16 protein-coding genes are annotated in these 12,186 nt (G+C 54.9%); 3 read left to right on the top strand and 13 right to left on the bottom strand.

The annotated features are described in order from the left end of the window. From hemW to JTI98_RS01390, 5 genes are all read right to left on the bottom strand, one after another. A partial coding sequence (gene hemW / locus JTI98_RS01410) for a radical SAM family heme chaperone HemW (protein WP_216081844.1) occupies positions 1–996 on the bottom strand: 996 nt, incomplete at its 3' end. Beyond that, positions 989–1,582 carry an XTP/dITP diphosphatase gene (locus JTI98_RS01405; RefSeq protein WP_044328338.1) on the bottom strand — a complete coding sequence of 198 codons (594 nt, stop codon included), beginning with the start codon at positions 1,580–1,582 and terminating at the stop codon, positions 989–991. The genes JTI98_RS01405 and hemW, both read right to left, overlap by 8 nt. A gap of 7 nt (positions 1,583–1,589) precedes the next feature. Next, positions 1,590–1,880: a DUF167 family protein YggU gene (gene yggU / locus JTI98_RS01400; protein ID WP_044255664.1), complete on the bottom strand. Its 291-nt coding sequence runs from the start codon at positions 1,878–1,880 to the stop codon at positions 1,590–1,592. Then, positions 1,877–2,443, bottom strand: coding sequence for a YggT family protein (locus JTI98_RS01395; RefSeq protein ID WP_042998061.1), 567 nt, complete (start codon positions 2,441–2,443; stop codon positions 1,877–1,879). The genes yggU and JTI98_RS01395 overlap by 4 nt, the downstream gene beginning before the upstream one ends. Before the next feature lie 18 nt (positions 2,444–2,461). After that, the gene (locus JTI98_RS01390; protein WP_044263978.1) at positions 2,462–3,166 is read right to left on the bottom strand and encodes a YggS family pyridoxal phosphate-dependent enzyme; all 705 of its coding nucleotides are present in this window, start codon (positions 3,164–3,166) and stop codon (positions 2,462–2,464) included. Between the two features lie 17 nt (positions 3,167–3,183). Here JTI98_RS01390 and JTI98_RS01385 point away from each other — a divergent pair, with 17 nt between their 5' ends. Further along, complete coding sequence (locus tag JTI98_RS01385; RefSeq protein ID WP_216081843.1) at positions 3,184–4,164, top strand: type IV pilus twitching motility protein PilT; 981 nt, start codon at positions 3,184–3,186, stop codon at positions 4,162–4,164. Positions 4,165–4,177: 13 nt separating this feature from the next. Here JTI98_RS01385 and ruvX read toward each other — a convergent pair whose 3' ends face one another. The 8 genes from ruvX to metK all read right to left on the bottom strand — a co-directional run bounded on the left by ruvX (position 4,178) and on the right by metK (position 11,397). After that, entirely contained in the window at positions 4,178–4,594 is a 417-nt protein-coding gene (gene ruvX, locus JTI98_RS01380) for a Holliday junction resolvase RuvX (protein WP_042998058.1), read from the bottom strand. Then, complete coding sequence (locus JTI98_RS01375; protein ID WP_216081842.1) at positions 4,594–5,157, bottom strand: YqgE/AlgH family protein; 564 nt, start codon at positions 5,155–5,157, stop codon at positions 4,594–4,596. Before JTI98_RS01375 ends, ruvX begins: the two co-directional genes overlap by 1 nt. Before the next feature lie 174 nt (positions 5,158–5,331). Then, on the bottom strand, positions 5,332–6,279 hold the full coding sequence (gshB, locus tag JTI98_RS01370; protein ID WP_042998056.1) for a glutathione synthase: 948 nt from the start codon (positions 6,277–6,279) through the stop codon (positions 5,332–5,334). Positions 6,280–6,291: 12 nt separating this feature from the next. Further along, positions 6,292–7,023 carry a 16S rRNA (uracil(1498)-N(3))-methyltransferase gene (gene rsmE / locus JTI98_RS01365; RefSeq protein ID WP_216081841.1) on the bottom strand — a complete coding sequence of 244 codons (732 nt, stop codon included), beginning with the start codon at positions 7,021–7,023 and terminating at the stop codon, positions 6,292–6,294. A gap of 79 nt (positions 7,024–7,102) precedes the next feature. Continuing rightward, positions 7,103–7,810: a deoxyribonuclease I gene (endA, locus tag JTI98_RS01360; protein ID WP_042998054.1), complete on the bottom strand. Its 708-nt coding sequence runs from the start codon at positions 7,808–7,810 to the stop codon at positions 7,103–7,105. Between the two features lie 91 nt (positions 7,811–7,901). After that, a complete protein-coding gene (locus tag JTI98_RS01355) occupies positions 7,902–8,402 on the bottom strand; it encodes a SprT family zinc-dependent metalloprotease (RefSeq protein ID WP_044328335.1) in 501 nt (166 codons plus the stop codon). A gap of 78 nt (positions 8,403–8,480) precedes the next feature. Continuing rightward, positions 8,481–9,875, bottom strand: coding sequence for a galactose/proton symporter (gene galP, locus JTI98_RS01350; RefSeq protein ID WP_216081840.1), 1,395 nt, complete (start codon positions 9,873–9,875; stop codon positions 8,481–8,483). Between the two features lie 367 nt (positions 9,876–10,242). Then, the gene (gene metK, locus JTI98_RS01345) at positions 10,243–11,397 is read right to left on the bottom strand and encodes a methionine adenosyltransferase (RefSeq protein ID WP_046401615.1); all 1,155 of its coding nucleotides are present in this window, start codon (positions 11,395–11,397) and stop codon (positions 10,243–10,245) included. Between the two features lie 417 nt (positions 11,398–11,814). On the opposite strand from metK, the gene JTI98_RS21335 reads away from it, so the two are divergent. Both JTI98_RS21335 and yqgB read left to right on the top strand, forming a co-directional pair. Further along, positions 11,815–11,958 (top strand): hypothetical protein, encoded by a 144-nt coding sequence (locus JTI98_RS21335; RefSeq protein WP_269460499.1) that lies wholly within the window; start codon positions 11,815–11,817, stop codon positions 11,956–11,958. A 93-nt stretch (positions 11,959–12,051) separates the two neighbouring features. Continuing rightward, positions 12,052–12,183 carry an acid stress response protein YqgB gene (gene yqgB, locus JTI98_RS01335; protein ID WP_043001726.1) on the top strand — a complete coding sequence of 44 codons (132 nt, stop codon included), beginning with the start codon at positions 12,052–12,054 and terminating at the stop codon, positions 12,181–12,183. Positions 12,184–12,186 lie beyond the last annotated feature (3 nt).

The raw sequence follows: 12,186 nt of genomic DNA, 5'->3' as shown, positions 1-12,186 counted from the left end.
TCCCGTATACTGCATAAATTCAGCGCGCGGTGCCGCTTCCAGCAGACGGAATCGGTTCATGAAAAATTCAAACGGTTTATCGACCTGCTCCACATCGCGCTGACTTTCCAGATAACGTCCCTGCATATAGCCACGCGGATGGCGCGTTTTGGTGGTGCGCAGAATGCGGCCATCGGGGAACGTGACTTTACCGTGTGCGCCGCAGCCGATGCCGAGATAATCGCCAAAGCGCCAGTAATTCAGGTTGTGCTGACACTGGTAGCCCGGTCTGGCATAGGCTGAGGTTTCATACTGCTGATAACCTGCGGTGGTTAACAACTGGTGGCCCTGTTCGAAGATGTCCCACAGTGCATCATCGTCCGGTAACACCGGCGGGCGGGAACCAAACAGCGTATTCGGTTCAATCGTCAGCTGATACCACGAGAGATGAGGCGGATTCAGCACAATTGCCTGGCGCAGGTCATCCAGCGCGTCGTCCAGTGACTGGTCCGGCAGGCCGTGCATTAAATCGAGATTAAAGCTGCGCAGGCCTAAACCGCTGGCGAGATTCGCCGCGCGGCAGGCCTCCTGCGGGCCGTGAATGCGTCCCAGACGCTTCAGTTTTGCTTCGCTAAAGCTCTGCACGCCGATAGAAATACGGTTCACCCCGGCATGCTGATAATCGACAAAGCGATCGGCTTCGACCGTACCCGGATTTGCTTCCATCGTAATTTCCGCATCCGCTGACAGATTCAGGCGCGCACGCACGCCATCGAGCAGCGTTTGCATCGCCGGGCCGGAAAGCAGGCTCGGCGTACCGCCACCGATGAAAATCGTCTTCACTTCGCGGCCCTGCGCATACGCGACGTCCGCGTCGAGATCGCTCAGCAGATGCTGGACGTAATCATCGTGCGGGACTTCACCTTTTAACGCATGCGAGTTGAAATCGCAGTACGGGCATTTCTGCACGCACCACGGGATGTGAATGTAAAGACTCAGCGGCGGCAATTTAACCATTACGTAAGGCGTCCAGCAGCAGCTTCAGCGCCTGTCCACGGTGGGAAATCGCGCTTTTCTCTTCACGCGTCAGTTCGGCAGCGGTTTTGCCTGCCGAAGGCACGAAGAAGATTGGGTCATAGCCAAAGCCGCCGTTGCCTGATGCCGTACGCGCAATCACGCCCGGCCAACTGCCGTGACACACCAGCGGTGTAGGATCGTCAGCATGACGCAGATAGACCAGCACGCAGTGGAAGCGTGCCTGACGCTGTTCGTCCGGCACATCCTTCAGGGTATGCAGCAACTTTTCCAGGTTCTGTTGATCGCTCGCGTCTTCACCGGCATAGCGCGCGGAGTAGATGCCCGGCGCGCCGCCCAGCGCGTCAACGGCCAGACCGGAGTCGTCGGCAATCGCCGGTAAACCGGTGATTTGTGCGGCATGTCGCGCTTTCAGGATCGCGTTTTCAATAAAGGTTAGCCCGGTCTCTTCGGCAGAATCGACGCCGAGATCCGTTTGCGCTACCACATCAAGCCCGAAATCGCTGAGCAGCGACGCGAGCTCACGCACTTTACCGGCATTGCCGGTTGCGAGGACTACTTTTTGCATAGGATACCTAATCAGTTAATGCCGCAACTTCTGGCGGGATCTGTTGCGGATGAATGATTTTAACCTGTTTATGGCGGCCAAGTTCGCCCTTTTCAATGACAACCTGGCTCTTTGCCACCCGGAACTGCTTACCGAGAAACTTCACCAGATGACTGTTCGCCTGGCCATCCACCGGCGGGGCGGTAATGGCGACTTTCAGTTCGTCGCCATGTAAACCGACAATGCTGTCGCGGCTGGCTTTCGGCTGAATATAGAGCCGTAAAACCAGTCCGTCATCGCAGCGGGTTACGGCACTCATAGCGCCATCCACAGCCCCGGCAGCAGCATATTACCGGTTGCCTGCAGAACCTCGCCAATCCCCATGTTGATCACGTACAACAGCAGGACGAGAATCATTGGCGAGAAATCGATGCCGCCCATACCCGGGAGAATGCGACGAATCGGGCGCAGCAGCGGATCGGCCAGTTGAATCAGCACATACTCAATCGGGCTACGGCCCTGGCTTACCCAGCTCATGATAGCCATCACCAGCAGCACCCAGAAGATCAACAGGCCGATGGTTTTGAGCACGATCAGCACAGCGGCGATCCAGACGATCGGCAGGAACGTCACCACTTTAAACAGCACTATCGCTTTGATAAAGCTGAGGATAAACGCAACCAGCAGCGATGCGCTGTCGACTGGTCCCATCGGGGGAATAATACGGCGCAGCGGCCCAATAATCGGTTGCGTCACTTTCACCACAAACTGGGAGAAAGGGTTATAAAAGTCACAGCGAGCCCATTGCATCCACACGCGCAATAACAGCACCATGGTGTACAGCTCAATTACCGTTGAGAGCAAGAAGGTCAACGTATTCATGGCGTTCCTCAGATTTCCTTAATTTTTTGTGTAATCACGTGCACCAAAAATGGCGGTGCCGATACGAACCATCGTGCTACCCGCCGCAATGGCGGCTTCCATATCATCCGACATACCCAGCGACAGGGTATCGACGTCAGGATAGCGCGTTTTCAGCCCGGCAAATGCTACAGCCATTTGGCGGGCAACTTCAAACTGCCTTACATAATCTGACTCAGGGGCAGGGATCGCCATCAGACCGCGCAGACGAAGATTCGGTAATTCGACGACCTCAGCGGCAAGCGCGTCCAGTTCCTCCAGCGGAATGCCGGACTTGCTGTTTTCATCGCTAATGTTGATTTGAATCAGCACGTTCAGCGGTCCCAGTTCTGCCGGACGCTGTTCGTTCAGCCGGGTAGCAATGCGCAGGCGGTCGAGGGTATGGCACCAGTCAAAGTGCTCGGCCACCAGACGGCTTTTGTTGGATTGTAACGGGCCGATAAAGTGCCATTGCAGGCCGGCAATGCCTTTCTCGCGAAAGTGGCGAATTTTCTCCACCCCTTCCTGCACGTAATTTTCACCAAAGGCCAACTGACCAGCGGCGATGGCTTCTTCGATGGCGCTCGCAGGTTTGGTTTTACTCACTGCAAGTAACGTAACTTCTTCTGAAGCGCGCCCGCAACGCGATGCGGCGGCTGAGATTTTGTCCCGGACCTGTGCCAGGTTATGCGCGATATCGTTCATTTTCCGAGGATCTGTCTATGAATATGGAAGAAATTGTGGCCCTTAGTGTAAAGCATAACGTCTCGGATCTACACCTAAGCAATGCGTGGCCTGCACGCTGGCGAAAACGGGGACGCATGGAGCGTGCACCCTTTACCGCAACCGACATTACCGGACAGCTGGCGGACTGGCTGGATGAGGGGCAACAGGCGGCGTTACGACAAAATGGGCAACTGGATTTCGCGGTTTCGCTCGCGGATAACCAGCGCCTGCGGGCCAGCGCCTTTCACCAGCGGCAGGGGACGTCGCTGGCGCTACGGCTGCTGCCGACGCAGTGCCCGACGCTGGAAACGCTGGGGACGCCTTCTGTGCTGCCCGAACTGCTCCGCAGCGAGAATGGTTTGATTCTGGTGACAGGGGCGACAGGCAGCGGAAAATCAACTACCCTGGCGGCGATGGTCACGTGGCTGAATCAGCATATCGATGGACATATTCTGACGCTGGAAGATCCCATCGAGTATATCTACACCAGCCAGCGCTGCCTGATTCAGCAGCGTGAAGTAGGACTGCACTGCGCCTCATTTGCCATCGGATTACGCGCGGCGCTGCGTGAAGATCCGGATGTGATTCTGCTGGGAGAGCTACGCGACAGCGAGACCATTCGTCTGGCGCTAACGGCGGCGGAAACGGGGCATATGGTGCTGGCGACGCTGCATACGCGCGGTGCCGCGCAGGCGATCGAGCGACTGATTGATTCTTTTCCGGCGCAGGAAAAAGACCCGGTGCGCAGCCAACTGGCAGGCAGTCTACGCGCCGTACTGTCGCAGAAACTGGAGCCCGACAAGCAGGAGGGGCGCGTTGCGCTGTATGAACTGCTGATCAACACGCCGGCAGCGGGCAATTTGATTCGGGAAGGGAAGTCCCATCAGTTACCGCATGTCATTCAGACCGGGCAGCAGATGGGGATGATGACCTTTGCCCAGAGCCTGCAACAGCGACAGGCACAAGGACGGCTTTAAGCAACGTATGGGATCAGTAGCCCTGCTCGAAATAACTTTCGAGAATGATGACGGCGGAGGCGGAATCGATCTTACCTTTATTCAGCGCGCGATAGCCGCCCTGCTCAAACAGGCCGGAGCGTGCCTCGACGGTGCTGAGTCGCTCATCGTGTAAGGTGACCGTAACGCCGAAACGCCCGTGAATGCGGTTGGCGAACTTGCGCGCGCGCGCGGTGAGCGGTTGCTCGGTGCCGTCCATATTCAGCGGCAGGCCAACGATGATCTCATCCGGTTGCCACTCTTTGAGCAGGCGTTCGATCAGGTTCCAGTCCGGCGTACCGTCCTGCGCTTTAATCGCGGGCAGGGCGCGCGCTGTACCGGTTACTCGCTGACCAATCGCCACGCCGATACTTTTGGTACCAAAATCAAAGGCCAGTAATGTTTCACTCATCAGGCATGCCCCGCCACGCCGGGCATCGTCAGGATGTCGATACCGATCAGTCGGGCGGCTTCACGCCAGCGATCGGCAATCGGTGTTTTAAACAGGATATTGAGATCGGCAGGGGCAGTCAGCCAGGCGTTGTCCAGCAGCTCTTGTTCAAGCTGGCCTTTCTCCCAGGAGGAGTAACCGAGCGCAACCAGCACATCGGCAGGTTGCTCATTCGTGCCTAAGGTTTCAAGCACGTCGCGAGACGTGGTGATGACGGTGTTATCCGAGATGCGGATACTGGAGGCAAAACGCGACGGCGGCGTGTGCAGGATAAACCCGCGATCTTCCGCTAACGGGCCGCCAAGCATCACTGCTTTATCCAGACGGATCTCCGGATCGCGCGGTTCTGGCGCGATTTTTAGTTTTTCCAGAATCCCTTCAATCTGGAGATTTTCCAGAGGTTTATTCACAATAATCCCCATTGCGCCATCTTCGTTATGTTCGCAAATGTACACCACTGAACGGCGGAAAATCGGATCCTGGAGAGCAGGCATGGCAATAAGAAAGTGATGCTGTAAATTCATTGTCAGAGGTTCTGTTTCCTGGTTCAAAAAAGCAACAGGGGTCAGTATGTGGGTAAAGCGCACGGATGTCACTACTGTAGGCCGGATAAGACGCCTGTGTCGCTCTCCGGCATCGGTGTCTTACAGCCTGATGGCGCTACGCTTATCAGGCCTACAGCACTGGTTCATGGCTGGTTATTTTTGCAAACGTGCTTCGATAGCGTCCATCAGCATCCCGGTGATGGAGATCGGGAATTCGGCTTCAATCTCGCGGATACAGGTCGGGCTGGTGACGTTAATCTCGGTCAGACGATCGCCGATGATATCCAGACCGACAAAAATCAGTCCTTTGGCTTTCAGCGTCGGCCCGATACGGCGCGCGATTTCCCAGTCGCTCTCGGTTAACGGACGTGGTTCGCCGCGACCACCAGCGGCCAGGTTGCCACGGGTCTCGCCACCCTGCGGAATGCGCGCCAGGCAGTACGGAACCGGTTCGCCATCGACGACCAGCACGCGTTTGTCGCCATCTTTAATGGCTGGCAAATAGTTCTGCGCCATGCAGTAGCGGGTACCATGCTCGGTCAGGGTTTCCGCAATCACGCCGAGGTTCGGGTCGCCTTCTTTAACACGGAAGATCGACGCGCCGCCCATGCCGTCAAGCGGCTTGAGAATAATATCGCTGTGCTTCTGCCAGAACGCCTTCAATTGCGCTTTGTTGCGAGTGACCAGCGTTTCCGGCGTCAGGTCAGAGAACCAGGCGGTGAACAGCTTTTCGTTACAGTCACGCAGGCTCTGCGGCTTGTTGACGATCAGCGTCCCTTTTTCTTCCGCGCGTTCCAGAATATAGGTGGCGTAGATGAACTCGGTATCAAACGGCGGATCTTTACGCATCAGAATGACGTCGAGGGCGTCCAGCGGCAGATCCTGCTCGTCGGTAAACTCATACCATTTATCATAGTTTTGCTCGACGCTCAGGGTACGCGTGCGGGCGCGGGCTTCACCGTTAATCAGATAAAGATCGGCCATCTCCATATAATGAAGTTCGTAACCACGACGTTGCGCTTCCAGCAGCATAGCAAAGCTGGAATCTTTCTTGATATTGATGCTTGCGATGGGGTCCATCACGATGCCGAGCTTGATCATTATTCTTCTCCGTTAGCCCAGATCGCCAAATCGCACCTGAAGCGCGGTAATGGCGGTGAGCGCAGTTGTCTCAGTACGCAGAACGCGAGGTCCTAACAGAATATCAGTAAACTGATAGCGTGCGGTCATGGCGATTTCCTCTGCTGACAGCCCGCCTTCCGGGCCAATCAACAAACGAACACGCTCAACCGGCAACGGCAATGTATTAATACTGTCGCTGGCGCGCGGATGGAGGTTCAGCTTTAATCCCTCGTCCTGTTCTGCACACCAGGCTTCCAGATCCATCGCCGGGCGAATTTCCGGCACCCGATTACGACCACACTGTTCGCAGGCGGCAATGGCGATTTTCTGCCACTGCTGGAGCTTCTTGTTCAGACGTTCATTGTCCAGTTTAACGCCGCAGCGTTCAGAAAAAAGTGGCGTAATGAGGCTTACACCCAGTTCGATCGATTTCTGAATGGTGAACTCCATCTTCTCGCCGCGCGACATGACCTGGCCAAGATGGATGTGCAGCGGCGATTCACGATCGTCAATCTCGCCATGTAGCACCTTTACGTCGACGCTTTTTTTGCTGGCGCGGGTGATTTCAGCGGCGAAAACCTGATTGCTGCCATCAAACAGCTGCAGTTCCTGACCTGGCCCCATCCGCAAAACGCGTCCGATATGGTTGGCGGCATCTTCGCACAGGGAAATCTGACTGTCGGCGGTGATGGGTTCTGGGTGATAAATGCGGGGAATGCGCATAGTTATAAATCCGCGTCATCTCCCCACGCAGTCTCGCCGCGCGGGGTAAGGGGTTAATCAAATATCCCGCTAGTGTAGGTTAGCTCTTTTGCGCCTGGCAAGCGCGTTGCACGTAAGGGTTATGGTTTCCCTGAATCTTCGCGATCCGTTCGTCGCGCTCACACTCCCAGTCGGTAACTGGATACAGCCTGTTCCAGGCATTGAAAAGCTGGGTTTGCTGGCGGGATAGCGTCAGGTTGTACTGGTCGCGCATATAAAAGTAGGTCCGCGCAATCGCACCGCGCGCGCGGGCGGGTGGTTCGGCGATCTTTTCTTTGAAATCGACTTTCATGGCGCACTGCCCATATTGACCTTCGCCGCCGTTCCACTGGCTGTACATGAAGTTACCGCGATCGCCATTCACCTCACCGACGGCGGGTTGCAGGTTATGCATGTCGCTTTCCATTTTGCGATAGACCGGATCTTTGGCGCAGTTTTTCCGTCCACCTTCCTGCCAGCACTGGCGTTGGTGGCCAAACTGCCATGCCGGAACGACGTGTTCCCATTCGATTCGGCTGGCGCGATTCTCGTTCTTTCGCACTTTGTAGCCGCAGGAGTCGAGATCGACGACCCCCTTCTTGCCCTGCCAGTTGATTTTACATCCGCAATAGAAGTCGCCAGGGACATCGGCGTTAACCTTGACGCCTGCGGTCTTTGCCTGTGAGAAACTGTTAATGCCAGCGGCCAACGTCTGGCCCGAAAGGGCTACCGTAAAAAAGGCGGTAGCCAAAAAAAGAGGACGGTACATCATGAACTCCGTATCAAAGCGAGCCCGCAACGTAACGAAAGTTGATGTGTGATGCAATCAGTCAGATCAGGAAAGTTCCTGATAGTTCTGGCTATTTAAGCGGCACTAAGGGTTCGCCGCAGTGGACGCAGCGGTAGGTGGCTTCGCCGCGCACCACGCGATTATGACGGCGGATGGTCAGTTGATGCTCCTGACACTGGCAGCGGTATGGGAAAGTGTTGCGGCGTATCGATTGCAGTTCGAACTGATGCGTGCGGCGTGCGGGGACACCGAGCACGCTTTCCATCATCCACTTCCACTCTTTACCGTGCGGCGCAACCCGACCAAATCGCTTCCACACCAGTAAATGCGCCAGTTCGTGCGGCACCACTTCGTTGATAAACGCTTCGACGTTTTCCATCAGTAGCACCGGATTAAGGCGAATTTCGTAACTTTCCAGCCAGGCGGTGCCGGCAGAGGTGCCACGTTGTTGATACACCAACGTGGGTTCGGGATAGCTGCGGCCGAGCTTCAGGTTAGCCTGAGCGAGATTATCGCGCAGACTACGCATGACGGCTTGCTGGACAGCAATAGGGAGACGGGCGGTTTTCATAACGGCAGAGAATAGTGCGACAGGGACGGGACTGCAAGAGGAAGGCGTCCTCCCGTAGGGGAGGACACAAAGGGCAGATTAATCGTGTGCGCCGATTTCGCGCAGTTTACGACCTTTCATCAGGTTACGTTCAATGTGCTCCAGCGAGACGTGTTTGGTTTCCGGCACCAGCCACAGCGTCAGCAGGATAAACAGCACATTCAGACCAGCGTAAACCCAGAAGGTATTCGCGTTACCGAGGTTTTGCAGCATGGTCAGGAACGTCGCGCCGACGATCATGTTGGCAATCCAGTTGGTGGCGGTAGAGCAGGTGATGCCAAAATCGCGGCCTTTCAGCGGCTGGATTTCAGAACACAGCACCCAAATCAGCGGACCGGCGCTCATCGCAAAACCAATGATGAACATCAGCAGCATCGCGATAGCGAAGTACTGCGCGGACGGTGAGTGGATGCCAACATGCATCATCGTTCCGAGGATCCCCATTCCGGCCGCCATCACCAGGAAACCCAGCGTCAGCGTCGGTTTACGCCCCCAGCGGTCAACCAGACCGATAGCGATGAAGGTGGCCAGCACGTTGGTCAGACCGACAATCACGGTGCCCCACATCTGCTCTGAGGTGTTGGTATAACCCGCCATTTCAAAGATTTTTGGCGCGTAGTACATGATGACGKTCATCCCGGTGAACTGCTGCATCACCTGCAACAGCACGCCAAGGAACACGGCGCGGCGGAAGTTGCTGTTCTCTTTGAACAACGCCCAACCGCTCTGTTTCACCTGTAGGCTTTCGCGGATCTCATCCAGCTCGCGTTTGGCTTCTGCGCTGGTATCACGCAGACGTAGCAGTACGCGTTCGGCATCGACAAAGCGCCGTTTTGCTGCAAACCAGCGCGGGCTGTCCGGCAGGAAGAAGACGCCGATCAGCAGCAGAATCGCCGGGATGATAATCACGCCCAGCATCCAGCGCCATGCGCCGCTGTAGCTGAAGGCGGTATCCGACAGATAGGCGCCGAGGATCCCGATGGTGATCATCAACTGGTACATGGAGATCATACTGCCGCGAATTTTTTCCGGGGCGATCTCAGACAGGTACAGAGGGGCGGTGTACGAGGCCACGCCGACGGCCAGACCCAGCAGGACGCGGGACAGGATCAGCACTTCAACGTTCGGCGCCGCCGCGGAGAACAGCGAACCGGCGACAAACAGGATCGCGCCGATCATCAGGCTTTTCTTGCGCCCGAGTTTGAAAGAGAGCCAGCCGCTGCCGACGGCACCGACTGCAGCACCGAACATCATGGAGCTGACGACCCACTCCTGAGTGTGTGCGGAAATCTGGAATTCATCGGTGATAAACGGTAATGCGCCAGCAATAACGCCGATATCCAGGCCAAAAAGTAATCCTGCCAGGGCTGCAAGGAAGCAGACAAAAAATGTCATGGCCTTATTGGAACGCCCCTGTTTTTTATTGTCAGGCATTATGCCCTCCGGTTGGGTTATCAGTTTTGTTGATAATTAGGGTAGGTGAGTACACCGCAAAAATATGTGATTGTTATCACGTAAGTGTAATCGGTTACACTACCCGTTTATCGTCATTTACATTAACAAATTGAAAATTATAGATTAATTAAACTGAGGTGTATCACGTTTGATCAGATTTAAGACTTAGCTGAAATAAAATGTAACAGCAGAGAAAGTCAGAACATGCAAAGTGATTATTCTGAAATGAGTACTTTCACTTCATGGTGTAAGCGGTTTCAATGAATGACGTGCTGAGGAATTTCAGGCGAGGTATAAAGAAAAAAGGCCAGCACGAGGCTGGCCTTAAGTCACGGATGTCGGTCGCTTACTTCAGACCGGCAGCGTCGCGCAGCAGAGCGGCTTTGTCGGTTTTTTCCCACGGGAAATGTTCGCGACCAAAGTGACCGTACGCAGCGGTCTCTTTGTAGATCGGGTGCAGCAGATCCAGCATCTGAATCAGACCGTACGGACGCAGATCGAAGAACTCGCGAACCAGCAGCGTCAACTGCTCAGCAGGCACTTTCTCGGTACCGAAGGTTTCCACCATGATGGAAGTCGGTTCAGCCACGCCGATCGCGTAGGAAACCTGAATTTCACAACGGTCAGCCAGGCCTGCGGCAACGATGTTTTTCGCGACATAACGTCCTGCGTAAGCTGCAGAACGGTCCACTTTCGATGGATCTTTACCGGAGAATGCGCCGCCACCGTGACGCGCCATGCCGCCGTAGGTATCAACGATGATCTTACGACCGGTCAGACCGCAGTCACCCATTGGGCCGCCAATAACAAAACGGCCGGTCGGGTTGATGAAGAATTTGGTGGCAGAGTTCAGCCATTCGGTCGGCAGAACCGGCTTAATGATCTCTTCCATCACCGCTTCTTTCAGCGTCGTCTGATCGATCTCTTCCGCATGCTGGGTGGAGAGCACTACCGCGTCGATGCCGACAATTTTGCCGTCGTCGTACTGGAAGGTCACCTGGCTTTTCGCATCCGGGCGCAGCCACGGCAGGGTACCATTTTTACGCACTTCAGCCTGACGCTGCACCAGACGGTGCGCGTAAGTGATCGGCGCAGGCATCAGCACGTCGGTTTCGTTGGTGGCATAGCCAAACATCAGGCCCTGGTCGCCCGCACCCTGTTCCAGCGGATCGGCACGGTCAACGCCCTGGTTGATATCCGGAGACTGTTTACCAATTGCGCTCAGGACAGCACACGAGTTGGCATCAAAGCCCATGTCGGAATGCACATAGCCAATTTCGCGCACGGTGTTACGCGTGATCTCTTCGATATCGACCCATGCGCTGGTGGTGATTTCACCGCCGACTAAAACCATGCCGGTTTTCACGTAGGTTTCACACGCGACGCGCGCTTTCGGATCCTGTTCCAGGATGGCATCAAGCACGGCATCAGAGATTTGGTCTGCGATTTTGTCAGGATGCCCTTCTGATACGGACTCGGACGTAAAAAGGTGTTTTGCCATGTTTTATTTCACCTAAGGAGAATTTGGTTAGCTCAAACTGTTGTGCGGAAAAGCCAAAGCAGAAGATTCTACCAAGGCCTGCAGGTTTGTGACACTGGCAGTCTGAGTGTTAATCAGTATGGATGGATTAACATCTGGATGGCTATTTTAGGTCACTTCTTCACCCGATTTCCACTGTTTTTTGAATCAGCTCTCACTATGTTGAAAACATGAGGGGAAATTTTTACAGATACTGCGGACAATCTGCGCATTTATGTTTTGCTTTTTCATTCTGTTGTCGGTATAAAACGCGGCGCGCGGCTCATACAAAAAGCACACGACGTTTTCTTCGTGTCGCCACTTCCAGCCGGGTTAAAACGTTAGCTTTGGCTTGTGGGTGCGTTCCTGATGGAGCGACCATGGAGGTGATAAGAGATAATGAACCGTTGTATTTTGCTGAATCTGTCGCACCGTTCTGGTGTGCGTATGTCCTCCACAATTTGCATCTCTGCTTTGCATACCTGCCGATGTTATACCCATCTCGGCGCTTCTCAGGACTCCAGAGCCGGTAACTGGCACTAAGGACTGAACAAGGGCGCTCTTGTGGAAACAAGAGTTTTCTCGTGGTTTCGCCGAACCGTCATACGTAAGTTCGGTTACGTGTTTTACAATGATATGAAAAAGAAACCGGTCGCGCAGGCGGAGTACCAGCACTTTCTGCTGGAAAATCCGACTGTTTATGGGTTGTTATCGCCTCTTCGGATTGCGATAGTAGTCAACTGTTTTACACTTGTTAATAAAATTTGAGGT

Source organism: Citrobacter sp. MGH 55 (assembly GCF_016906145.1).
GTDB classification, from domain to species: Bacteria; Pseudomonadota; Gammaproteobacteria; order Enterobacterales; family Enterobacteriaceae; genus Citrobacter_A; species Citrobacter_A amalonaticus.
Note: the sequence above shows the minus strand (reverse complement) of the source record. Positions and strands in the feature narration are given on the sequence as shown.

Excerpts from the sequence above, each read along its gene's own strand:
- JTI98_RS01405 (WP_044328338.1), bottom strand. The coding sequence starts at position 1,582 with ATGCAAAAAGTAGTCCTCGCAACCGGCAATGCCGGTAAAGTGCGTGAG.
- yggU (WP_044255664.1), bottom strand. The coding sequence starts at position 1,880 with ATGAGTGCCGTAACCCGCTGCGATGACGGACTGGTTTTACGGCTCTAT.
- JTI98_RS01395 (WP_042998061.1), bottom strand. The coding sequence starts at position 2,443 with ATGAATACGTTGACCTTCTTGCTCTCAACGGTAATTGAGCTGTACACC.
- JTI98_RS01390 (WP_044263978.1), bottom strand. The coding sequence starts at position 3,166 with ATGAACGATATCGCGCATAACCTGGCACAGGTCCGGGACAAAATCTCA.
- JTI98_RS01385 (WP_216081843.1), top strand. The coding sequence starts at position 3,184 with ATGAATATGGAAGAAATTGTGGCCCTTAGTGTAAAGCATAACGTCTCG.
- ruvX (WP_042998058.1), bottom strand. The coding sequence starts at position 4,594 with ATGAGTGAAACATTACTGGCCTTTGATTTTGGTACCAAAAGTATCGGC.
- JTI98_RS01375 (WP_216081842.1), bottom strand. The coding sequence starts at position 5,157 with ATGAATTTACAGCATCACTTTCTTATTGCCATGCCTGCTCTCCAGGAT.
- gshB (WP_042998056.1), bottom strand. The coding sequence starts at position 6,279 with ATGATCAAGCTCGGCATCGTGATGGACCCCATCGCAAGCATCAATATC.
- rsmE (WP_216081841.1), bottom strand. The coding sequence starts at position 7,023 with ATGCGCATTCCCCGCATTTATCACCCAGAACCCATCACCGCCGACAGT.
- endA (WP_042998054.1), bottom strand. The coding sequence starts at position 7,810 with ATGTACCGTCCTCTTTTTTTGGCTACCGCCTTTTTTACGGTAGCCCTT.
- JTI98_RS01355 (WP_044328335.1), bottom strand. The coding sequence starts at position 8,402 with ATGAAAACCGCCCGTCTCCCTATTGCTGTCCAGCAAGCCGTCATGCGT.
- metK (WP_046401615.1), bottom strand. The coding sequence starts at position 11,397 with ATGGCAAAACACCTTTTTACGTCCGAGTCCGTATCAGAAGGGCATCCT.
- JTI98_RS21335 (WP_269460499.1), top strand. The coding sequence starts at position 11,815 with ATGAACCGTTGTATTTTGCTGAATCTGTCGCACCGTTCTGGTGTGCGT.
- yqgB (WP_043001726.1), top strand. The coding sequence starts at position 12,052 with ATGAAAAAGAAACCGGTCGCGCAGGCGGAGTACCAGCACTTTCTGCTG.